The organism is Betaproteobacteria bacterium, from assembly GCA_016713305.1.
Lineage (GTDB): Bacteria > Pseudomonadota > Gammaproteobacteria > Burkholderiales.
In genome coordinates this window covers 40,683-63,410 of record JADJPK010000011.1, presented here as the reverse complement: position 1 = coordinate 63,410, position 22,728 = coordinate 40,683, and the positions used below count along the sequence as shown (strand labels likewise).

The 22,728-nt window shown below is 66.7% G+C and carries 22 protein-coding genes and 2 pseudogenes; 1 reads left to right on the top strand and 23 read right to left on the bottom strand.

Translation table 11 applies throughout. The annotated features are described in order from the left end of the window. Positions 1–200: 200 nt before the first annotated feature. The 17 genes and pseudogenes from IPK20_15645 to IPK20_15565 form a co-directional block, all read right to left on the bottom strand. Positions 201–1,905, bottom strand: a pseudogene (locus IPK20_15645) (amidohydrolase family protein). 197 nt (positions 1,906–2,102) lie between these two features. Then, a complete protein-coding gene (locus tag IPK20_15640) occupies positions 2,103–3,617 on the bottom strand; it encodes a tetratricopeptide repeat protein (GenBank protein ID MBK8018014.1) in 1,515 nt (504 codons plus the stop codon). After that, a complete protein-coding gene (locus tag IPK20_15635) occupies positions 3,539–4,393 on the bottom strand; it encodes an energy transducer TonB (protein MBK8018013.1) in 855 nt (284 codons plus the stop codon). Before IPK20_15635 ends, IPK20_15640 begins: the two co-directional genes overlap by 79 nt. Next, entirely contained in the window at positions 4,390–4,848 is a 459-nt protein-coding gene (locus IPK20_15630) for a biopolymer transporter ExbD (protein MBK8018012.1), read from the bottom strand. Before IPK20_15630 ends, IPK20_15635 begins: the two co-directional genes overlap by 4 nt. Positions 4,849–4,859: 11 nt before the next feature. Then, positions 4,860–5,486: a MotA/TolQ/ExbB proton channel family protein gene (locus IPK20_15625; protein MBK8018011.1), complete on the bottom strand. Its 627-nt coding sequence runs from the start codon at positions 5,484–5,486 to the stop codon at positions 4,860–4,862. A gap of 79 nt (positions 5,487–5,565) precedes the next feature. Next, positions 5,566–6,564 (bottom strand): transporter substrate-binding domain-containing protein, encoded by a 999-nt coding sequence (locus IPK20_15620; protein MBK8018010.1) that lies wholly within the window; start codon positions 6,562–6,564, stop codon positions 5,566–5,568. A gap of 504 nt (positions 6,565–7,068) precedes the next feature. Continuing rightward, positions 7,069–8,070, bottom strand: a complete 1,002-nt coding sequence (locus IPK20_15615; protein ID MBK8018009.1) for a paraslipin — start codon at positions 8,068–8,070, stop codon at positions 7,069–7,071. 84 nt (positions 8,071–8,154) lie between these two features. Continuing rightward, positions 8,155–8,580 (bottom strand): NfeD family protein, encoded by a 426-nt coding sequence (locus tag IPK20_15610; GenBank protein MBK8018008.1) that lies wholly within the window; start codon positions 8,578–8,580, stop codon positions 8,155–8,157. A 74-nt stretch (positions 8,581–8,654) separates the two neighbouring features. Then, on the bottom strand, positions 8,655–9,224 hold the full coding sequence (locus tag IPK20_15605) for a hypothetical protein (protein ID MBK8018007.1): 570 nt from the start codon (positions 9,222–9,224) through the stop codon (positions 8,655–8,657). A 241-nt stretch (positions 9,225–9,465) separates the two neighbouring features. Beyond that, on the bottom strand, positions 9,466–9,714 hold the full coding sequence (locus IPK20_15600; GenBank protein ID MBK8018006.1) for a hypothetical protein: 249 nt from the start codon (positions 9,712–9,714) through the stop codon (positions 9,466–9,468). A 264-nt stretch (positions 9,715–9,978) separates the two neighbouring features. Continuing rightward, positions 9,979–10,734, bottom strand: coding sequence for an ABC transporter permease (locus IPK20_15595; GenBank protein ID MBK8018005.1), 756 nt, complete (start codon positions 10,732–10,734; stop codon positions 9,979–9,981). Further along, positions 10,731–11,531: an ABC transporter ATP-binding protein gene (locus IPK20_15590; GenBank protein ID MBK8018004.1), complete on the bottom strand. Its 801-nt coding sequence runs from the start codon at positions 11,529–11,531 to the stop codon at positions 10,731–10,733. Before IPK20_15590 ends, IPK20_15595 begins: the two co-directional genes overlap by 4 nt. Further along, positions 11,531–12,607 (bottom strand): ABC transporter substrate-binding protein, encoded by a 1,077-nt coding sequence (locus IPK20_15585; GenBank protein MBK8018003.1) that lies wholly within the window; start codon positions 12,605–12,607, stop codon positions 11,531–11,533. Before IPK20_15585 ends, IPK20_15590 begins: the two co-directional genes overlap by 1 nt. A 58-nt stretch (positions 12,608–12,665) precedes the next feature. Beyond that, positions 12,666–13,361 carry a hypothetical protein gene (locus IPK20_15580; protein ID MBK8018002.1) on the bottom strand — a complete coding sequence of 232 codons (696 nt, stop codon included), beginning with the start codon at positions 13,359–13,361 and terminating at the stop codon, positions 12,666–12,668. Positions 13,362–13,401: 40 nt separating this feature from the next. Further along, a complete protein-coding gene (locus IPK20_15575) occupies positions 13,402–14,685 on the bottom strand; it encodes a S8 family serine peptidase (protein MBK8018001.1) in 1,284 nt (427 codons plus the stop codon). Further along, a complete protein-coding gene (locus IPK20_15570) occupies positions 14,682–15,314 on the bottom strand; it encodes a zf-HC2 domain-containing protein (protein ID MBK8018000.1) in 633 nt (210 codons plus the stop codon). The genes IPK20_15575 and IPK20_15570 overlap by 4 nt, the downstream gene beginning before the upstream one ends. 29 nt (positions 15,315–15,343) lie before the next feature. Continuing rightward, positions 15,344–15,922: a sigma-70 family RNA polymerase sigma factor gene (locus IPK20_15565; GenBank protein ID MBK8017999.1), complete on the bottom strand. Its 579-nt coding sequence runs from the start codon at positions 15,920–15,922 to the stop codon at positions 15,344–15,346. A 361-nt stretch (positions 15,923–16,283) separates the two neighbouring features. Here IPK20_15565 and IPK20_15560 point away from each other — a divergent pair, with 361 nt between their 5' ends. Continuing rightward, on the top strand, positions 16,284–17,051 hold the full coding sequence (locus IPK20_15560) for a Crp/Fnr family transcriptional regulator (GenBank protein MBK8017998.1): 768 nt from the start codon (positions 16,284–16,286) through the stop codon (positions 17,049–17,051). 37 nt (positions 17,052–17,088) lie between these two features. Here IPK20_15560 and IPK20_15555 read toward each other — a convergent pair whose 3' ends face one another. The 6 genes and pseudogenes from IPK20_15555 to IPK20_15530 form a co-directional block, all read right to left on the bottom strand. After that, on the bottom strand, positions 17,089–17,571 hold the full coding sequence (locus IPK20_15555; protein MBK8017997.1) for an SUF system NifU family Fe-S cluster assembly protein: 483 nt from the start codon (positions 17,569–17,571) through the stop codon (positions 17,089–17,091). Continuing rightward, a complete protein-coding gene (locus tag IPK20_15550; GenBank protein MBK8017996.1) occupies positions 17,568–18,614 on the bottom strand; it encodes a methyltransferase domain-containing protein in 1,047 nt (348 codons plus the stop codon). The genes IPK20_15555 and IPK20_15550 overlap by 4 nt, the downstream gene beginning before the upstream one ends. A 188-nt stretch (positions 18,615–18,802) precedes the next feature. After that, complete coding sequence (locus tag IPK20_15545) at positions 18,803–19,861, bottom strand: sulfate/molybdate ABC transporter ATP-binding protein (GenBank protein MBK8017995.1); 1,059 nt, start codon at positions 19,859–19,861, stop codon at positions 18,803–18,805. Positions 19,862–19,877: 16 nt separating this feature from the next. Beyond that, the gene (gene cysW, locus IPK20_15540; GenBank protein MBK8017994.1) at positions 19,878–20,723 is read right to left on the bottom strand and encodes a sulfate ABC transporter permease subunit CysW; all 846 of its coding nucleotides are present in this window, start codon (positions 20,721–20,723) and stop codon (positions 19,878–19,880) included. Between the two features lie 64 nt (positions 20,724–20,787). Next, a pseudogene (gene cysT / locus IPK20_15535) lies at positions 20,788–21,591 on the bottom strand (sulfate ABC transporter permease subunit CysT). Between the two features lie 52 nt (positions 21,592–21,643). After that, on the bottom strand, positions 21,644–22,648 hold the full coding sequence (locus IPK20_15530; protein MBK8017993.1) for a sulfate ABC transporter substrate-binding protein: 1,005 nt from the start codon (positions 22,646–22,648) through the stop codon (positions 21,644–21,646). Positions 22,649–22,728 lie beyond the last annotated feature (80 nt).

Genomic DNA, 22,728 nt, shown 5'->3' with positions numbered 1-22,728 from the left:
CACGGCGCAGGTGCCGCCGACATCTGGAACCGGGCATCCCACGCCCTGCGCCAATTGCCGGCTGCGGCAGTATGACCGAACTGTATTTTGTCTTACAAGCACTCGTTCGATACGTTCGGGCTCATGTGCGGACGGCCGTGCCCGCAGCCCTCGGCGGATCTGCGAGACGACGTCTTCCCCGGGAACGAAAGAAATGGCGCTCAAGGCGCCGGGCAGCCACCCCGGATCAGCCGGCCGGGCATTTCACCCGTCGCTTCGCCATCGCGCATCGTCTCCACGCCCGACACGAACGTGTGCCGGTAGCCTCGCGCCTTCTGAACCAACCTGCGACCTCCCGCCGGCAGGTCGTAGGCGACACGGGGCATCTCGAGCTCGAGGTTCTCGTAGTCGATCAGATTGAAGTCGGCCTTGTAGCCAGTCGCGAGAACGCCGCGATCGTGCAGTCCGTACGTGCGGGCGGTGTCGTACGTCTGCTTCTTCACCAGGAACTCGAGCGGCAGCTTCGGCCCGCGGGTGCGGTCGCGCGACCAATGGGTGATGAGACTCGTGGCGGAGCTGGCATCGCAGAGAAGTCCCACGTGCGCGCCCGCATCTGCCAGCCCGCAAACCGTGGCCGGATCCTCCAGCATCGTCCGCACGATTTCGAGATCGCCGTCGAAGTAGTTCTCGAACGTGTGCAGCAGCATCGCCTTGCCGCCGTCTTCGAGCATCCAGTCCAGCACGACTTCGAAAGGATCCCTGCCTTCGCGGGCAGCATGCGCGGCCACGCTCTCCATCGGATCCGGCTCGTAGTTCAAGGGTTCGCAAAGGCGGAAGGTGCGCGCCATCGCGTCGGCCATCCACTTCGTGTGCGCGTCGTCGGGCCGTTCGGACCACAACCGGCGGCGCAGGTCTGCGTCGGAGACGAGGTGCGCGTACCGCGCCTGAGGTAAGAGATCGTCCATCGCCGTGAACAGGGGATGCGTGAGGAACGGGTGCACGCTCCTCCAGCGCGAAGATGACGCCGATGGGCCGGGACCCCACCTGCCCGGTCACGTCCATGCCGCGTGCCCGTGCCGCGTGGATGCGCGAAAGCGTGTCCTTCCACAGATCCGGAGCGTTGTGGACCTGGAGCAGCAGCACCGACAGCGGCCGGCCGGCGATCTCGGCCGCCGCGCGCAACCGCTCGAAGTCGCCATCGCCGAAATCCGAGTTGACCTCGATCACACCTGCGCCCGCTCGTCGCATGGCGCGAGCAAGACCCGCCAGTTCCACGTCTGCCGCCGAAAGTCCTGGCGTGTAGCGGCCGTCGCGCGTCCGATGTTTCTTCGTCCGTGAGGTGCTGAGGCCCAGTGCGCCGGCTCGCAAGGCCGATTCGAGCCCGAAACCCATGCGTTCGATCTCGTCGTCGGTCGGACGCTGCGCGTGATCGGCACCGCGGTCGCCCATGGCGTGGAAGCGCAGCGCAGCGTGCGGCACCTGGGCACCGATGTCCAGGATGTGCGGCGCCGCTTCCAGAACGTCGAGGTACTGCTCGAAGCTTTCCCAACGGAAGTCGATTCCTTCTGCCAGGACCGTCTCGGGGATGTCCTCCACGCCTTCCATCAGCTGGATGAGATAGCGCTCCTTGCCGGGACGCACGGGCGCGAAGCCAACGCCGCAATTGCCGAAGACGGCCGTGGTGACACCATGCCACGAAGAAGGCGTGAGGTAGGGGTCCCACGTCGCCTGTCCATCGTAGTGCGTGTGGATGTCGACCCAGCCGGGCGTGAGCAGCAATCCTCCGGCATCGATCTCCCGGCGAGCGGACCCGATATCCGTGCCGACCGCCGAGATCGTCGAACCGTCCACTGCGATGTCCGCCATCTTGCGGGGCGCCCCGGTGCCATCCAACAGCGTCGCATTCCGCACTACCAGCTCGTGCATCCCGGTCTCCTCGGTCCTGTCGCGCGAGTCTAAGCGGACCCGTCCTCCGCCTCAATGAAACCGTGCCGGAGATTTGCGGACGAAATCCGCATTCCTCCCGATTCGAATTGCGTTGCAAACCGAAACGGACGTGGAGTAGGCGTCCGGGCAGAAAACGGCGTACCCGCCATTGCGCACGGGCAGACACCCGTGGAGTCTCAGCGTCCGCCGGCTCGAAACACCAGCACGGCCCCGGCCAGAGGGCGCCCCTGATCCATGCGAAGCGCCAGCGTGTGCTGCTGCAGGACCTCGAAACCCAGCACGCGGGCACGCGCCACCACGGTGTCCGCGTGGTGCGCAAAGCGGCCGCTTGGCCGCAGGACGGTGATGCCCGCGTCCGGTTCGTCGTGCGTCTCTATCGACAAGGCCACGATGCCGCCACGCACCAGCACGCGCATGCACCCGGAGAGAACCTGTTCGATGCGGCCTTCGTAAATGAGCACATCGGCGGCCGTGGCAGCCACGAACGATTGCGGTATGGCGTCGGCAAGGTAGCCCAGCAAGTCCGCGCACACGAGTTCCTCGTAGAGGCCGCGTTCTCTCGCCTTCTCCAGCATGCGGGGCGACAGGTCGACGCCGGTGAGCCGCAGTCCGGACCCGCGAAGCGCTTCTCCGACCAGGCCCGTCCCGCATCCCAGGTCCACGATCTTTCCCGTTCCCTCCGCCGGCAGCCAACGCAGCAACTCGGATGCGAGCACCTCGGGGACCGCATAGCGGAGGCCATCCACCAGTTCGGCATCGAACCGGCCGGCGAAATCGTCGAACAATGCGCGCACGTACCCCGCGGGCGCCGTGTCGACCCGTCGCCCTTCTGCGGCATCGCGCAGGTGACGCACTTCCTCGTCGCCGGGCAGCAGTTCCGCCGCACGCCCATAGTGCGCAGCAGCCGCTTCACGCTGGCCGGACTGGAGCGCGAGCAATCCCTGAAGCTTGGCAATGGCACCCTCGCCCGGGTGCTGCGACGCCAGTGCGTCGAGCAGCAGCATCGCCTCCGGGGAGCGATCGACAAGGCGAAGAGCGTCGGCAAGATGCAGCGTTGGCGCGATTCCCGCGGGATCCAGTTCGCTTGCCGTTCGCAGGGACTCGACGGCCGGCGCGAGCTCTCCGGCTTCGCGCAGCGCAATGCCCAGTTCGAGGTGGGCCTGAGCGACGCCCGGCGCGATCGACACGGCTTGCGACAGGGCGGCGATGGCCTCCGGCAAGCGCCCGGCGGCGCGGCTGTGACTGCCAAGATTGATCCAGGCGGCGAACTGGGACGGATCGATCTCGGCGGCGCGGCTCCACTGGTCCATTGCCTCTTTCAGGCGGCCGGTGGCGTGCAGCACATTGCCGGCAAGCAGATGGTCTTCGGAAGTCCCCTGACTCTGCTCCAGGGAGGCAAGGAGATGCGTCCCTGCCGCGGTCGCGTCTCCGTCCTGCAGGCAGGCGAGGCCCAGGTTGAAGCGGGCCTTGGCGAAGTCGGGGTCGGCCGCAAGTGCCGCCTCGTAGCACCTGCGCGCCCGCGCCGGTTCTTCGCACGCAAGGTGGACGTTGCCGCGAAGATTGAGCGCTTCCGCCGATGGCCCCTGCCCGGCCGGAAGCGCATCGAGGAGCGTCAGCGCGCGGGCGAACTCCCTTCGGTCGTACGCGTTCCGGGCAGCGGCGAGATCGGGCGGCGGATCATCTTGGGCCATGGCCGCAAGTGTAGATCGCGGCCATGCCGTAACGACACCCCGGGGAGGTCACTGCGGCTTCTGCTCGGCGCCTGCTCGGGTCGTTGCCCCGTCCCCGTCTGAGGACCATAGCGGTCGTCTTCGATCCGGTAGACGAACACCTGGTCGATCTCGAATTCCTCCACGCCGTTCTCGTCGGGCGGAAAGATGTAGTGCTTCGCCGCCTTGGTGGCGGAATAGTCGAACACGCCCGGAGGCGTCGACTCGATCACCTCGGTCTTCAGCACCTTGCCCGTACCGCTCACCAGCAGGCGCACGCGCACCTTGCCTTCGATGCCCTGCGACAGCGCGTCCTTCGGATACACGGCCGGCGGCTTCTTCACCGGCTTGGCCCGCTTGTCGGGCGGAGGCAGATCCGGCGGGGGTGGCGGAGGGGGCGGCGGCTCCGGCTCGGGTGGCGGCGGTTCGGGCTTGGGCGGCTCCGGCAATGGCAGCGGCTTGTCTTCCGGCTTGGGCGGCTCCGGCGGTTTGGGCGGTTCCGGCTTCTTCTTCTTCGGCTTCGGTGGCTGCGGCGGAGGCGGAGGCGGCGGAGGAGGCTCGGGCAGCTTCACGAACTCGACCTTCATGGGCTCGGGTTCGGGAGGCGGAAACAGGTCGCTCCAGTTGATCGTCGCGTACACCCACACGGCCGCCTCCAGCGCGAGGGCGATGGCCAGCGCACGAGGAAACGACAGGAGTTTGCGGCCCGCTCCCGGAGGCCGCGGCTCGGAAGCCCGCGGCGGCGAGGTCTCGCTCATTTCTTGGCGGGCGTCGTCGTGGCAGGTGTAGCAGCGGCGTCGGCCGGTGCCGTCTTGGAAGCGGCGATACCGACAGACTGGATGCCCTCGGCGCGCACGATGTCCATCACGTCGAGCAACTTCTGCAGCGGGACTTCCTTGTCTCCGGCGATGACGACGTCGACCTTGCCTTTCTCCTTGTCGGCCTTGAGCCGTGCCGTGAGTTCCTCCGGCGTGTGCGGCTTGCCCTGGATGAACATGGCGCCGTCCTTCTGCACGCCGATGGTGATCTGCGTGTCCTTGATGACCTGGGTGGTCTTGGAACCGGGCAGGTCCAGCGCGATGCCGCTGCCGGCGATGGTGTCGATCGTGATCATGATGAAGAACACCAGCAGGAACATCATGATGTCGATCATCGGGATCACTTCGATCCGCGCCTTGTCGGCCTCGAAGTAACGGTCTGTGCGCGAGCGCATGTGCGCAGCTCCTAGCGGGCGCCGCCGCCGTGGAGGCGGTTCACGACCGTGATCTTGATGAGTTCCATCTGCTGCACGCCAAGACGCACGCGCTTGTTGAAGTAGTTGAGGAAGATGAGACCGACGATCGCGATGAACAGCCCGACGCCGGTGGCCACCAGCGCTTCGCCGATGCCTCCCGTGACCGCGCCCGCGCCGGCTCCGACGCCTTGATTGCCCAGCACGTTGAACGTCTTGATCATGCCGAAGATCGTGCCCAGCAGACCGAGCAGCGGACCCAGCGTGACAGCGGTGTCCAGCACCCAGAGGTTGCGGTCCATCACCGGCACGACCTCGAGAATCGATTCGTCGATGAGGCGTTCGGCTGCCTCGGCATCGGCGGCCTGCGAATCCGCGCCCGTGGTCACCAGCACGGATTGCATCGCGCCGGGGAAGCGTGCTGCAACCGCGCGCAGTCCGTCCAGATCGCGATAGCCGGTGCGTTTGAGGTCGTGCTCGATGGCGGCGCCCTGATTCAGCACCCGGTGGAAGAACCACAGGCGCTCGATCACCACGGCAAGACCCACGGTGAAGAGCACCACGAGCACCGGGATGACTCCCATGGAAAGAGTGCTCAGTTCAATGAAGCTGTTCCACATGTCGTTTCTCTTAGGTCGGAGGTGGTGTTGGAAGTCCGGCTCGCGATCCGCGCACCTGCATCACGCGATCCACTGCTGCTCAGTTGCCCTGCCCTTCGGGAAAGGGCGGAAACCACGGCACATCGTATTTCTCGACGATCGCCTGGATCTCGCCGTTGGCCAGCATTTCCGCGAACGAATCGTCGATGAGCTTCTTGAAGTCGGTCTCCTTGGCCTTCACCGCCCAAGCGCCGTTGTACCGCTGACCCGGCATGGGCTGGAATCCGGCCGACATCTTGAGCTCGACGTTCTTGTCACGGTTGGCGACCGGGATGGAGGGGCCCCACACCATGATCGCGTCCACTTCCTTGCGCAGGAGGCCGTCGATGACGCGGTTGTTCTGGAAGTACGTGACGACAGGAATGCCCAGGGACACGGCGTTGTCGTACATGGGCGTGTAGGCCGGAACGCCTACCTTGATTCCGGTACCTTTGAGATCGGCAAGCGTCCGGGCCTTGGGGACCTTCCCGTTGCTCACCAGCACGAATCCGATGCCGATGTAGGGCCTGGTGAACGCCATGGCGTTCTTTTCCATGTGATCGTCCTCGCCGGTGATCACGAGCCCGAGGAACACGTCGCAGAAGCCGCGGTTGATGGTCTGCCTGAACGCGAGATTGACGCCTCCGCGATAGACGCCCGTGTTGGCCCACATCACGGAGAACTCCCAGCCCTGCTTCTGTGCGATGCGGCTCAGGATCTCGATGTCGATGCCCGGGGGTTCGGTCTTGACCGCGGTATGGGAGAACGGGTAGTACCACGCGTCGGCGCACGCAAGGATCCGCTTCATCGCCGTGGCGCGGCCGATTGCGCTCAGATATCGGACCTCCTGCGGAATCTCCACCGGCGGACCGCCGTAGCGGAATCCACCCTGGTAAAGGCGGTCCGTGAACGGATCGAACGTCTCGGGCTCCTTGTACCCGATCTCCGCGACCCGCGGCCGCGGGTTGCCGATCACGTATTCGATGTCCAGCTCGGGGACGGCGGACCACGCCTCGCCCGTCAGGGCAACGAGCGCGAGGAAAAGGGCCGTCGCCCGCACGCACTTCTCGATCAAAGACACAACACAATGCTCCTCCGCCCGGTTCGGGCCGGTCTCGACGGTTCGTGCGAACCTGCGGGACCCGGCTCTGCCGGTCTGGTTCTTCCCTGCTTGGCCATTCGGACGACGGCACGGCGCCCAGGAAACATTCCCGCCGCGCCAGAGGGTGGCGGCTCCCGGAACGGGAACCGGGCCCGAGTGTAAACCAAAGCCCGCGCGCCGCTACACGGCGGGTTGGCCGGCGGGTTGGCGCAGGGACCGTCCCGACATCCCTCCGTCGGGCTCAGGGCGGCGGTCGCATCTGCCGCGTGTCTCAAGCCACTCCCGAGCCTCGAACGACCGACCCGGCAGATGCTAGTACCCCGGCCGGACTTTGACTTGAACGAATCTGCCATGGCGCGAGGCCCCAGGGACAGTCCGCCCGGGATTCATGCGCCCAGGAGATCCGCGACAACGACTCGTTTTCGCGCGCCTGGCAGAGCCCGACGTACCCGCGCGTCGAGCTCAGCGTGCGGGCGCACTCCTCGACTCGCCAGGAGCCCCGTTGGCGCGCACGCGGTCCAGCACCGTCATGGCGCTGGCCACGAAGGCGGCCGGATCGGAGAGATTGGACGGAACGATCAGCGTGTTCCCCGCCTTCGCCAGTTGCGCGAAGGCCCCGATGTATTGCTCCGCCACGCGCAGATTGGCCGCGCTCATGCCGCCGTCGGCACCGAGCGCCTGGGCCACGGCCCGGACCGCTTCGGCCTGCGCATCGGCCAGCATCCGGGTGGCCGTCGCTTCGCCCTGCGCCTTGTTGATCGCCGCGGCCTTCTCGCCTTCCGACTGCAGGATCTTGGCCTGCCGTTCGCCATCGGCGAGGTTGATCTCCTCCTGCCGCTGGCCTTCGGACTTCGCGATGAGCGCGCGCTTCTCGCGTTCCGCGGTGATCTGCGCCTGCATCGCGCGGAGAATGGATTCCGGCGGCGTCAGATTCTTGATCTCGTAGCGGAGCACCTTCACACCCCAGGTGCGGCCCGCCTCGTCGAGCGCGGAGACGATCTGGCGGTTGATGTCGTCGCGGCTCTCGAAGGTCCGGTCCAGTTCCATCTTGCCAATCTCGCTGCGCAGGGTGGTCTGCGCAAGCTGCGTGATCGCCATCTGGTAGTCCGACGTGCCGTAGCTCGCCAGCTTGGGATCGGTCACCTGGAAGTAGAGCAGGCCATCGACGCCCAATTGCGTGTTGTCCTTGGTGATACACACCTGCTCCGGGACGTCGAGCGGCACTTCCTTGAGCGAGTGGCGGTACTGCACGCGGTCGACGAACGGCACGGTGATGTTCAAGCCCGGTTCCAGGATCCGGTGGAACTTGCCGAGCCGTTCCACGACCCAGGCATTCTGCTGCGGCACGACGCGCACGCCCTCGACGACGAAGACGATCACCACGCCCAGGATGAATATGGGGATGGCGAGCGCCTGCGTGGGCGGAAAGAAGAAGGCCACGGCGGCGAGGATCAACACGGCCATGAGCTTAGGAAACATGCGGGTTCCTCCCTGTGTCGGCCGTGCCGGCAGCCACGGCATGCGGCTGCGCTCCGGACCGGGATTGGACTACGGTCGGTGCTGCGAAACCTTGAGCCGCGTGCCGTCGACAGCGGTCACGAACAAGGAGGCACCTGCCGGCAGATCGGTCGCGCCGGCCACGTCCGCATCCCAGGGTGCACCGCGGTAACGGACCCGGGCCAGACGTCCTTCCTGATTGAGCCACGTCTCGAACGTGGCGATCTGACCGACGTCTATCGCGGCAGCGTCGCCTTGTCCTTCGAGCGAACGCTTGCGCTTCTTGACGATCACGAGGCCCACGAGCGCCGTGAACGCGGCCACGATGGCCTGAGGCGCGAAGTCACCGCCCGCATAGGCGACGAGCGCGGCAGCAGAACAGGCGATGCCGAAGATGAGAAGGTAGAAGGTCCCCGTCATCAGTTCGACGATGACGAGGACCAGACCGGCAAGAAACCAGTACAGCGCGGGTGTCATCGCACCTCCCTGCGACCGTGTGGACGGGCGCAAGTATAGGCTGCCGACGCTCGGCACTTGCCGGAGATCTGCGTTCAGCGCCTCAACGGGGCCGCGTCGCGCCGCAGCGCCAACTTCAGGTGCCAGGACAACCGTTGCCCCTCTGCCACGCGGTCCTGCGACAGATCGAACGACCGGACGGCGAAGCCCGGCGTCGAGAGAACGAGGCCTCCCATCGACGCAAAGCGCCAGCCGCGATCGTCGTGGGGGACGCTCCGGACGAATCGCCCCGCGGAATCTCTCTCCCGCACATCCTGACCTCGCATCAGCATCGTCCCGTCGCCGAAACGGCATAGCTCGTAGACATAGAGCCACGGCACGTCGAGGTAACGCAACTCCACCGCGACCACGACCCGGTCCGCAGTTTCGGCGCGAGCCATCAGACTGCTGAGGAAATTGGTGGGCCGCTTGACTCGTGTGCGCTCGACGACGCCTGGCACCTTCAGTTCCGCGACACCGCGCGCGTCCGTGAAGCCTGTCACGCCACTGTCGGGCGCTTCCCAGCGAGCCATCGAAGCGGACGTGATCCGCAGCGGCAACCCGGCAACCGGTTCATCTTGCGTATCCGCAATTTCCACGCTGACGTTCAGCGGCACCGAGGTCATGTCGGTTGCGGAAGGTACGGACGAGAAAAACTGAGCGCGAACGCCAGGGGCAGCCAGGCACTGCCAAGCCGAGGGGAAGAAGGCCACCCTTGCCAGCGATTGATGCTGGCAGTCGCGGCGATGCTCACGACGGGCACGCTCGCGAGACGGTTTCCACGGCGCTGGAGGCGTCAGGCGCCGAACCGAGGAGAAAACCCTCACCGTCACGGCATGCTGGAGGCACGGCGTGCAAATCCCTGGATCACGATTCGTCGAGGACTTGCATCGCCACGTCGAGCAACTGGCCTTTCGCTGTGTAGTAACGGTCCAGCCGCCACTCCTTCAACATGTCCCGGGCCATCTCGAACACGTCGTGATCCAGGTCGTAGAGCTCCTGCAGCCGGAAATCGTTCTCGGATTCCAGCGCGACGACCAGACGCACCAGCGTCCGGGCTGCTTCGGTGTCCGGGTGGCCGACGATGTACTTGCGGATCTTCTTGATGGCCTTCATGGATTACTTCCTCGTCGCTGGGCTTGAAACAGGGCTGGCAACCGTAACAGAGGACGACCGCCGTCGATGCGCGCCGGATTCTAGTGCACTCGGACCCGCGAGAACCCGGCAATCGTCAACTCGCCCCAAAGTTTTTGGGGCCGGTTCCGCAGAAGAGCACGGTGCCGCACGCCCGTGTCATTTGACAGCAACAGGATTGTCACATCGAGGCGACCGGCCCGGTCCTCTGGGATGGTCCGGCATTCAATCCTGCAGGCCGCCTTGCTATCCCGGACGCCAACGCAGCAGCCGCCGCTCCGCGACGGTGACAAGACGGTCCAGCAGGAGCGCGAAGCCAGTGAGGACCAGCACTCCGGCGAACACGGTGTTGATGTCGAACACGCCCTCGGCCTGGAGGATCAGGTAGCCGACACCTTTCGCAGAGCCGAGGTATTCGCCGATCACCGCACCCACGAAGGCCATGCCCACCGCCGAGTGCAGGCTCGCGAACACCCATGCCGTGGCGCTGGGCAGGTACACGTGACGAAGCAGTTGCCGCCGCGACGCGCCCAGCATGCGGGCGTTGTCCAGCACGACCGGATTCACCTCTCTCACGCCATGAAATACGCTGAAGAAGACGATGAAGAACACCAGCGTCACGCCCAGCAGCACCTTGGACAGCATTCCCAGGCCGAACCAGACCGCGAAAATCGGCGCGAGGATCACCCGTGGCATGGCATTGAACGCCTTGATGTACGGATCCAGAAGCCGGGCTGCCGTGTCGGACAGGCCGAGCCACAGGCCCACCGCGAGCCCCAGCACCGTCCCCACGACGAAGGCCGCTGCAGTCTCGGCGAGCGTCACGCCCAGATGAGGATAGATGCTGCCCGACAGGAACCACTCGCGGACCCGGTCCAGCACCACGAGCGGTTCGCCGAAGAAGAACGGCGGCAGCACGTCGGTGGCCGTGAGGACGTGCCAGAGGGCGAAGACCGCGGCGAGCAATGCAAGCTGCGCCACCGGCATCCAGCGGCGGCTCATGGCGCGGCCCCCTCGGCTTCGTGAGCGCGCATGACTTCCGTCCGCAGCGTGTGCCAGATGTCGCGATGCAGTTCCACGAAATGCGGTGTCAGCCGGATTTCCGCGACATCGCGTGGGCGCGGCAGGTCGATCCGGAACTCGCCGACGGGACGGCTGCCCGGACCCGCGCCCAGCACGACGACACGATCGGACAGGGCGATGGCTTCCTCGAGATCGTGCGTGACGAACAGAACGGACTTGCGGTCCTGTTGCCACAGTTCCAGCAGTTCGTTCTCCATGAGCGCGCGCGTCTGCACGTCCAGTGCGGAGAACGGCTCGTCCATGAGCAGGATCTTCGGGCCCACCACCAGAGTCTGGGCCAGCGAGACGCGCTTGCGCATGCCTCCGGACAATTCGTGCGGATACTTGTGGCCGTGGCCGGCGAGACCTACCCGGCGCAACCAGTCGTCCGCAGCTGCGCCCGCCTGCGAGGACTCGACGCCGCGCAGCTGCAGGCCCAGCAGGACGTTGTCGCGGGCACTGCGCCACGGCAGCAGCGCTTCGTCCTGAAAGAGATAGCCGGCGTGGACATTCCGGCCGCGCAGCGGCTCGCCGAAAACACGCACGGCGCCCTCCGCCGGCGGACGCAATCCCGCGGCCACGTTGAGCAGCGTCGACTTGCCGCACCCGGTGGGTCCCACCAGGGACACGAACTCGCCTTCGCCCACGTGGACCGTCGCATCGGACACCGCGACGTGCACGCCGCTGCTGCGCGATGGAAACCTGCATGTCACACGGTCGAGTTCCAGTGCCAGCATCAGGCCTTCCCGAGAGCGCGTTCCACGAAGGCGTTCGTGTACGTCTGGTTGAGGAACAGTACGGGCGCGCGCCGCACGGCAGTGTTGTGCGCGAGCAGTACCTTGTACGCCGCATCCACGAGCTTGGGCGTGAAGAGACCGTCGGGCGAATAGGCACCGCGCAAACGCTCGAACGCAGCCGTGTAGAGCCCGCGGTCGCCCAGGAGATACTCGGGAGGGACCGTCTTCATCACATCCTCGGTCGACGCCGTTCGCATCCACCGGAGCGTGCGGACCATGGCGTTGGTCAGCGCCTGGACCGTGGCCGGATGATCGCGAATGTAGGCCGCCTTGGCGTAGAGGGTGGCGGCCGGCAGCCGCGCGCCGAAGACCTTGCGCGTGCCTTCGTCCGTGATGGTTTCGTGGACGACCTTGATGTCACCGGACTTCTCCAGCAGGCTGATCACCGGTTCGACGGACGACAGCGCATCGATCTGCCCGCCGCGCATCGCCGCCACTGCACCCGAGCCCGTTCCGACCCCCACGATCGACACGTCGTCGGGCGTGAGACCCACCGAAGCGAGCAGGTGGTTCACGAACATGTGCGTGCTGGACCCGGGCGCCGACACGCCGACGCGCATTCCCTTGAGATCCTTGGGCCAGGAATAGGCCGCGGCCTTTCCCTTGGCAATGCCCAGTTCCAGACCCGGGTTGGTTCCCTGCAGCACGAACGCCTGGACCTTCTGCGCGAGCGTCTGCATGGTGATGGTGTGCTCGAAGGCGCCGGACACCACATCGGCGCTGCCGCCGATGAGCGCCTGCAGTGCCTTTCCTCCGCCCTGGAAGTCGTTGATCTCCACTTCCAGCCCTTCGTCGCGGAAATACCCGAGGCGCTCGGTCAGGGTGAGCGGCAGGTAGTAGAGCGTCGCCTTGCCGCCGACCGCGAGCGTCACGCGGGTCTTTTCCGGCGCGGCAGGAGACCTGAGCGGGGAGGCCGCCAGAGCGAACATGGCGCCGGTGGCTCCCAGGCGTTTCAGCGTGCTTCTCCGCTGCAGGTTCAAGGCGGCCGTCTCCGGCCGATCGTCGTGTGCTGCCATGCTCACCTCCTCGCTCGAGCCGTGCCGTTCGGTACGCGGCACCCCGCGCGCTGCCGTTTCAAGGGAAAAGATACGCCGCTCCGAGCGTCACGCCGGTGCGGCACCGATAGGCGGTCTCGGGACAGTTGCCATCGCGGATGTCGTTGCCGACCAGGCTCGCCTCGAACTGGATCCGCCGCCAGACATATTGAACGCCTACCCGTGCGTCGGTTCGCCGATGGGCGTCCGCGGCTTCCTGGGCGGCAGAGGCGTCCGGCCGCCACTGTCTGCCCGCCTGCACGAAGAGACTCCAGTCGTCCGCCAGGGCATGCACCCAACCCGCCTGGACATACCAGCTGCGGTTTCCCTGCCCCAGGTAGTCGCGCGAGTGGAAGACGCGAGCGGACCACGCGCCGCGCGTCATTCCGGCGAACGCTTCGCCGAAGTCGGATTCGCGCGTGTGCGCATTGTCCGGGTAGCTGTACCACAGGCCGCCGGCTTCCACGGACCAGAGATCGGTCAGGCGCCGGGCGTAACCCGCGTACGCCAGCAGCAATAGCCGGGAACGCTCGTGGTCGTATCCCACGTCCACGGTGGTCGCCTGCCCGCCGGCGAACAGTCCGCTGGTGTGGTCGTAGGCGCCCGATACCTGCAGGGAAGGCCTGCGGTCGCTCAGGGAAACGCCGCGGAAACGGAAGTCGGAAAGCGCGCCCGCGCTTGCGCTCCACTGAGCTTGAACGAAGCCGGGAGGCAGAAGAAGGAGAAAACTCGTCACCCCGAGGAGGGGCGCAAACCCGGGCCCGCGGCGCTTTTTCTCAGCCCGGCGGCAAGTTGGCGGCAGCAATGGCGGTCGACGTCTTGGCGTTTTCGGAGCATGCGATTCTCGCATTGATTCGAGACAGCGCCACGCACAGATCGACGACGACGGTTCCCGCAGAATGCGCCCCGCCATTGAGAAGATCCAGAAACTGCCGCGAACGCATCCGCGGCGCCTTTTCCAGCAGAACGGCCGCCACGCCACTCACGTGAGCCGCCGCGAAAGAATCTCCGGACAGGTAGGCCCACCGATCGCCCGGCACGGTGGTCAGGATCTTGTCCCCGGGGGCGACGAACACCTGATGACCCGCGATGCCGTGGGCCGAACCCGCGACGGCGACGACGCTCGCGTGCGACGCCGGGAATCCGCCGTCGGGCGACCGGCGGTCCACTGCTGCCACCACGATCGTTCCCCGTTCGGCTGCACGGGAGATCAGTTCTCCGATCAGGCGATCCGGCGGGCCGGAGAGACTCATGTTGATGATGGGGGCGCCATCGAGAATCGCCAGCTGGAGCGCCTTGGCCAGGGAGAACGTGGTGCAGACCGCGCCGGAACTCCCATCGGCGCCCTCCCGGCACGCCCTCAAGGGAAGGATCCGTGCGCCCGGTGCGACGCCGACGATGCCCACCCGGTTGCCTCGGCGGGCCGCGATCACGCCCGAAACGGCGGTGCCGTGGTGTTCGGCCGCATTTCCGCCGCCGATCAAGTCCACGGGCTTTTCCAGCTGTCCCGCCAGGTCGGCATGGCTCGCATCCGCTCCGGAATCGATGACGGCGATCCGGACACGTTGGCCCGTGGCGATGGCGTGCGCCGCATCGAGCCGCAGCGCACGGGACGATTCCTGCAGGGAGAAATACGGGTCGTCCTCAGTTCCCAGCGTGCGGTAACGCTGCACGGGCTGCACCCACCCCACCCGCCGGTCCGCACGCAGACGGGAAAGAAGCTCGTCGCGTGACCCCGTGGGGCCCGGCGCGAGGATGACGCAATACACCTGCAGGGTAGGCATCGGCCAGTCGCCGATGACGGCTGCGCCGTAGTCCTGGGCGATCTCTTCCGCGATGCCCAGCACCCGCGCCCGCCTCCCGGCGTCCAGGTACCCGCCTCCGCCGGCTCCCGGGCGGAAATGTGGCGCCACGCGGTCGTCGATCATCAGCATGAGCTGCCGGTCGGGGTCGTCCGCACCGGCGTTCGCGGAGACGGCGCCAGGGGGCGCGCTGGCACAGCCTGCCAGCAGCACCGCGAGCAGCGAGGCCAGGCCGACCAGAAGCGATCGCACCCTCATCGGGGAGCCACCGACATCACGCTGGTCACCGCCTGCTGACGCTCGAGGAAGGCGACGGCCGCCGGCAGCCCGGAAGCCGCGGTCTCCACCACGTAGAGTCCTTCACGGGTCGGGCCGTCGACGACACGAACGCCCGCCGCCAGCAGCACGGCGCGGATTTCCTTCTCCGGACGCGCGCTGTCGAAACCGACGATCGCGCGAGCTCCCGGCCCATGCGATTCCGAGGACAGCGTCCGGTAAGGGGCGTCAGCGACTGGCCGCACGATCCAACCGATGGCCAGCGCGAGCACGAGCGCCTGCGCAATGGCCAATCCCCGCAGGACCGCCGGGTTGCGCCACGCCGACAGGACCCGGCCACCATGGGCGAAAGCCCTGGGACGCGCCCGGTTCTCGACGCGGTCGAGCAGGTGTTCCAGGGCGCGATCGCAATCCGGATCCACATCGGTCGCCTGGAGCGTCCGCGCAAATTCCCGGGCGCGGGCGAACTCCGCCGAGCAACTGTCGCAGGAAGCCAGATGCGCTTCCACTTCGCTCCGCTCGGAGGGTTCCAGCGTTCCGTTCACGTACCAGGGAAGCAGCCGGTCGCAGCGCGCATGCGCGGTCTGTTCGAAACTGAGAATCTGCGCCATGGATCGAGTCCTCCTCGAGGCCGCTCGCTCTACTCGAGCATCTGCCGCAACTTGCGGCGTGCGTGAAACATCCGGGTCTTCACCGTGTCGTTCGGGCAGTCCATGATCTTCGCGATCTCCGGATAGGCCAGCCCGTGGAAATACGTGAGCTCCACGACGGTCCGCTGTTCCACCGGAAGGGTCTCCATGGCCGCCAGCAGTCTCTCGGCCGACTGCCGATGCATGGCCAGCGCTTCCGGCCCCCCGCCCCTATCCTCCGGGATGTCGTCCTGATCCGGGAGTTCCTCGAACGGCGCCCCCTGATCCCGCAAGCGCTTGAGCGCCTGCCGGTATGCGATGGCGAATATCCAGGTCGACACCCGGGATTCCTGGTTGTACGTGGATGCGCGCGACCAGACCGCGAACATGACGTCGTTCAGGACTTCCTCGATCACGTCGGGCTGGCGTATCAGCCGGTCCAGAAAGCGGGTGAGTCGCCGGTAATACTGACGGTAGAGCGCCTCGAACGCAGTTCGATCGCGATGGACGATCCGCTCCAGGAGCGCGCGTTCCACCGGATCCGACCGGGCCTGAGAGCGAATTGCGCCTAGAAGTTCGTCCTGAACCATTCCTTCATACCGTTTCCCGTGCCGAACACTCGCGGAATGGCGTTTGCCGGCAGCCTCTCCAGCCCGCTCTTTCCGTGTCCATGCCGTTGATACCCGCCACCGGCTTTCCGGTTCACACGACGGGGCCGACCGGCCTCGCTTCCGCGCTCTGCCGCGTGGTGGCGTCACGGTACCTCATGGGCACGGCCTCCGGCCCTGGGACCGTCTCGGACTTCCGGCGAGCGCCTGCCATCCCGTCACCCGGCCCCGGCAACTTCAGCGGTGCCGAAGAGCGTCGATGCCGCCGGATGGCCACCGGCGTCTTTGAACCGGTATGCACATGAACGGTATCAACGGGACAACCAGATGCAGGGCTCGACCGGTGCACACTGCGCAGACCATTCTCGACGGCTATGCCTTCTTCCGCGACGCGGCACCGGCCTTTCGCGCGGATGCATTGCGTTTCGCACAAAGGGTGACGATTGCCAGGGGCACGGTGGTGTCAGGTCTGGGCAGTCGCGGCGAGAACGTGGCGCTGTTGGGCAGAGGCAACATCCGGCTCTTCGTCGCGGCCGAGTCCGGGCGGGAGGTGACCTTGTACCACGTGGGCCCGGGCGAGTTATGTCCGGTGTGCCTGTTCACGGTGCTGTTCGGCCGGACTCCGCCCACCAGGGCGGTCGCGGAGACGGACACCGACGCCGTGTTCGTGCAGGGATCCGTCTTCCGGCAATGGGTGGAGTGCAATGCCGCACTGAGAGGGCATGTCATGGATGCGCTGGCGCATCGCTTCGGGCAGGTGATGGAGCAGATCCAGGAGATCACCTTCGTCCGTCTCGACGAGCGGTTGGCGGAGTATCTGCGTGAGCGCTTCACCGCGACCCGGGAAATCGTCATCACGCACGAGCGGCTCGCCGCGGAACTGAGCACGGCGCGGGAAGTGGTGAGCCGGCTCCTCCGGGACCTGCAACGCCGCGGCGCCATCCGGCTCGCCCGCGGCCGCATCGCCCTCCTCGACCCGCAGGGGCTCGACAAGGGAACACGGACGCCTGCCCCCATGGAAGCACGGACGCGGCAGCGAGTTCGGGGTGCCGCCTGCCGGACTCTTCTGCCGGACATCGTCCCGGGCCCGAACCCCTCGCTCGTCTCCTGACCGGGCGAGCGGCACGCCGCCGCGTCAATCCCAGGTTTCAAACGGCGTCTGCCGGGCTCCCCTCCCCTCGGATCTCGCCGCCGGTCACGGCGGGCTGGGGCACGCCGGTCAGCGCCGAGGACAACGCCTGCCACGCAAGGGTGGCGCAGCCCTCGCGGCCGGACGTGGCCCGCACCACACGCAGCACGGCCGTGTGATCCGCGGGAGCATCGCCCCCCAATGCCTCGCGATGTGCGGTGACCGCGCCCACGAAGGCGTCTTTCAGAGCCAGTACCTCGTCCGTACGTCTGCCCTTGATCCAGTCCGTCATGATCGACGCGGACGCCATGGAGATCCCGCAGCACTCGCACTGGAAGCTGACATCCCGGACCGTATCGTCCTCCACCCGAACGAACACCTGGAACGTATCCCCGCACAGCGGACTCACGGCCTCGCCCCGCCGGTTGGCCTCGGGCATTTCGCGATAGTTGCGCGCGTCCCGGATGTGGTCCAGGAGCACGTCGTCGTAGAGCCGGCTCACGGCTTGCGGACCGTCAGGACGGTGAATCCTTCGCCGATGAGGGCCCTGTCAGGCGAGGCCTCGAAGCCGGCATCGCGCAGCAGCGATTCCTGTTCCGCACGGGTTGGCAGGACATTGCCCCAGGTGAGTTCCTCGATGCCGGTCTGGAGCGGAAAGCGGAAGTCCGGCAGACGCGATTCCGCGAGCGTCGACGGATAGGTCTCGTCGACGATCGCCATCCATCCGCCCGGAGCCAGGCACGCGGCGGCAGACTTCACCACCTGGCCACGGATCGAGGGTCCGATCTCGTGCAGCACCTCGATCATCACCGCCACATCCGCGCTCCCTGCCGGCACGGCGGCACCGACATCGCCTTCGACCACGCTCACGCGAGCTTCGACTCCCGCCTCGGCGATGCGCCGCCGTGCGACAGCAAGACTGTCGGCGTCGATGTCCACGCCCACGATGCGCGCCCCTGGAAACGACTTCGCTGCCTGCACCAGAAAGTTACCCGTGCCGCAGCCCACCTCCAGCAGCGTGCCGCCCGACTCCAACCGTTCCTTGAGGCCGGCGAGTCCCGGCAGGATCTTCTTGGCCGTGGCGACCTGCAAACCCCACGTCGACTCCGCGATGAGGCGGGCGAACCGCTCGCCGCGGCCCTGGAAAGGCGCCACCTGCCCGGTGCGGAATGCGTCGACACAGCGGCCGAAGTCTTCCGCCGCCACCTCGGTGCCCAGCTGCACGTAACCGCCGAGGTAGCGGGGATGCGTGGCATTGGCGAGGATCTGGTCCATGTAGGGCGCAAGACGGAACCGCTCGTCGCCGTCGGCGTCCACGATGCCCAGGCCATGGGCGGTCCAGAGCCAGGTGCGGACGTACGGGCCGTGAAGCGACAGGCTTTGCGCGAGAGATTCGGCGGTCGAGCCCGGGCGCTCGGCAAGTGCCGCGAAAAGCCCCAGCTTGATGCCGAGGTCGATCAGGTGGATGGTGTTGAAACCGCGGCGCCACTCGAAGATACGCGCCACCTGCGCGTCCGCGGTGATCGCGGGAGTCGGATCGTTCATGGGGAAACCCCGTTCGTCGAATCAGGTTTCCTATGCTCGCACGAACCCGCTCGGCCCCCAAGAGAAGGAATTGCAGAAGTGCAAGCTTGGGGCGAGACGTCCTCTTCCATCCGGTGCCTTGACTTGCGATGGTTCCATCGCAAGCCCGGTGTGAACGGCGTGCCTCGATCTCTCGATCCCGAAGCGCGTCATGCCGCGTAGACCATCACCTGCCGCGGGCGAACCACCACTCGTGCACCGGCCCGCAAGCGCAGTTCGCTGCAACGCTCGCGCGAGAGCTCCGCGTGAATCGGGGCCGTGTCGTCCTCCGGCTTGAGGTCCACCCGCACGACCGGACCGATCGTCGTGACATGCTCGACGGTCGCCGTGATCCCCGACTGGCCGCTATCCGGGAGCGCGAGATCGATATCGTGCGGACGCGCGTAGGCGACGGCCGGCACCGCATCCTTCTGCGCGCTGTGTTCCGCCGGAAACTCGAGACCCCCCACGTGCGCCCGGCCGTCCGCGACGCGCCCATGGAACAGGTTCACGTTGCCGAGAAAGCGGAACACGAATGACGTGGCCGGACGGTCGTAGACCTCCTCCGGAGTACCGACCTGCACGATGCGCCCTTCGTTCATCACCACGACACGATCGGCCACCTCCAGCGCCTCGTCCTGGTCGTGGGTGACGAAGACGCTGGTGACGTGCATCTCGTCGTGCAGCCGGCGAAGCCACCGGCGAAGCTCAGACCGTACCTTGGCATCCAGTGCGCCGAAGGGTTCGTCGAGCAGAAGCACCTGCGGTTCCACCGCAAGGGCGCGCGCCAGCGCGATGCGCTGCCGCTGTCCACCGGAAAGCTGGTGCGGATGCCGGTCGGCGAGCCAGTCGAGTTGCACCAGTTCCAGCAACTCGGTGACCTTGCGGCGGATCTCTGCTTCGGCCGGCCGCCGGGCCCGTGACCGCACGCGCAGTCCGAATGCGACGTTCTCGAACACCGTCATGTGACGGAACAGCGCGTAGTGCTGGAAGACGAATCCCACGCGGCGGTCCTTCGCGTGGGTGCCGGTCGCGTCCTGGCCCTGGAACAGGACCTGTCCGGAGTCCACGGACTCAAGCCCCGCAATGACGCGCAGCAGGGTCGTCTTGCCGGATCCGGAAGGCCCCAGCAGGGCGAGCAGTTCGCCGGTGCGGACTTCCAGGTTGACGTCGGCCAGCGCCGCGAAGTTTCCGAAGCGGCGATTGACGCCGCGAATCTCGATGCTCATGGTCGGTTCCTGTCCCTCATGGGTGTGCGCCACGCGCCTGGTGCCGCTCGACCCAGCCCTTGACGACGAGCGTGGCCACTGCGAGAAGCGTGAGCAGCGAGGCCACGGCAAACGCTGCGGCGGTCTGATACTCGTTGTAGAGCGTCTCGACGTGCAGAGGCACGGTGTTCGTGAGACCGCGGATGTGCCCGGACACGACGGACACCGCGCCGAACTCCCCCACTGCCCGCGCGTTGCAGAGGATCACGCCGTAGAGGATCCACCACTTCACGTTCGGCAGCGTCACCCGCCACAGCACCTGGAAGAAGTTGGCGCCGAGCACGATGGCGGCCTCTTCCTCCTCCGTGCCTTGCGCCTGCATGAGTGGAATGAGTTCCCGGGCGACGAAGGGAAAGGTCACGAAGACCGTCGCCAGCACGATGCCCGGCACCGCGAAGATGATCTTGAGGTCGTGCTCCGCGAGCCATGAGCCGAACCACCCCTGCAGACCGAAGACCAGCACGTAGACGAGGCCCGACACCACCGGAGAGACGGAGAACGGGAGATCGATGAGCGTGATCAGCACGTTCTTGCCGGCGAAGTCGAACTTGGCGATGGCCCAGGCAGCGATGACCCCGAACACGAGATTGAGCGGCACCGCGATGGCCGCGGTGCCGAGCGTAAGAAGAATGGCAGCCACCGCGTCGGGCTCGGAGATGGCCTCCCAATACGCTTCCCATCCCTTCGACAGGGCGCTGCTCAGCACGACCGCCAGAGGCAGGACGAGGAACAGCCCGAGGAACACCAGGGCCACGACGATCAGGACGATGCGCAATGCACCCGGACGGCTGCCCGCTGTCGGGCGCACGGCGCGCAGCTCCACGACACGCGGCTCGTCGCCGAGAGCGACAGCCAGGGTACTCACGGCGAGCCTGCCCGGCGCCGCCCCACCACTGCAGCAGATTGATGGCGAGCAGCAGGCCAAAGGAGAACATCAGCATCACGACGGCGATGGCCGTGGCGCCGGCGTAGTCGTACTGCTCCAGCTTGGTGATGATGAGCAGCGGCGTGATCTCGGACACCATGGGAATGTTGCCTGCGATGAAGATCACCGAGCCGTACTCCCCGACGGCACGCGCGAACGCCAGCGCGAATCCGGTCATGAGGCCCGGCAGCAACGTCGGCAGGATCACTCGCAGGAAGGTCTGGGCGCGCGTGGCACCGAGCGTCGCCGCGGCCTCCTCGAATTCGGGCTGGAGATCCTCCAGGACGGGCTGGACGCTCCGCACGACGAACGGAAGGCCGATGAACGTCAAGGCCACGTAGATTCCAAGCGGAGTGAACGCGACCTTGATCCCCACAGGTTCGAGAAAGCGGCCGATCCATCCGGACGGTGCATACAGCGCGGTCAAGGCGATGCCCGCAACAGCCGTGGGCAGCGCGAAGGGAAGATCCACCAGGGCATCCACCGCCCGGCGCCCCGGAAATCGGTAGCGCACGAGCACCCAGGCCACCAGCAGTCCGAACGCGGCGTTGGTCAGCCCGGCGGCGAGGGCCAGTCCGAACGTGAGGCGATAGGAAGCGAGGACACGAGGCGCGGTGACGGCGGACCAGAAGCCGTCCCACGTCATCGAGAACGTCTTCAGGAAGGCGGCCGAGAGCGGAACGAGGACGATGAGGCCCACGTAGAGAAGCGTGAACCCCAGAGTCAGTCCGAAACCCGGCAGGACGCTGTGACGCCGGAGGATCATGGCCCGCGATGCCCCGTGGAGACCAGCTTCGAGATCTGCGCGCGGGCGGGCTTCATCGTGCCCCCGGCTGATAGATGCGATCGAACAGGCCGCCGTCGGCGAAGTGCGCCTTGTGGGCTGCGTCCCAGCCGCCTGCTGCCGCGTCGACGGTCACGAGGTCAACCTTCGGAAACTGAGCGGCATGCTTCCTTGCCGCCGCGTCGGTCACGGGCCGGTAGTAGTTGGCACCGATGATGTCCTGTCCTTCGGCGGTGTACAGGAATTCCAGGTAGGCCTGCGCCAGCTTGCGGGTGCCGCGCCGGTCCACGACGCGATCGACGACGGCGACCGGAGGTTCCGCCAGAATGCTGAGCGAGGGCGCGACGATCTGGACTCGATCGGGGCCCAGTTCCTTCGCGGCAAGCAGGGCCTCGTTCTCCCAGGCAAGCAGCACGTCACCGATGCCGCGCTCCACGAACGTGGTGGTCGATCCGCGCGCGCCGGAGTCCAGCACCGGCACATTCCGGTAAAGCCGCGCCAGGAAATCCTGCGACTTCGCGGCATCCGCGCCGGACTTCTTCTGCGCATAGGCCCAGGCCGCGAGGTAGTTCCAGCGTGCCCCGCCCGAGGTCTTGGGATTGGGAGTGATCACGGCGATGCCTGGCTTGATCAGATCGTCCCAGTCGCGGATGCCCTTCGGGTTCCCCTTCCGGACCAGGAAGACGATGGTGGACGTGTACGGAGCGCTGTTGTGCGGCAGGCGCTTCTGCCAGTCGGCAGGGAGCAGCTTCGCCCTGCGCGCGATCTCGTCGATGTCGAAGGCGAGCGCCAGCGTCACGACATCTGCTTCGAGGCCATCGATGACCGCACGGGCCTGCTTGCCGGAGCCACCATGCGACTGGCGCACCGACACCTTCTCGCCCGTACGCGACTGCCAGAGTCTGGCGAACGCGGCGTTGATGTCCGAATACAGCTCCCGCGTGGGATCGTAAGAAGCATTGAGCAGCGTGGCCGCGGACGCAGTCGCGGTGAACACGAAGAGCAGCAACGCCGTCGGTAGTGATCGGATGGGAGGCATGGGTCGAGAGCCGGTGCGTGACGGGCCGGCACGTCTCGTCCGGGTGATCGATCCCCGTGGCGGGGTCGTTCCCGGCAACT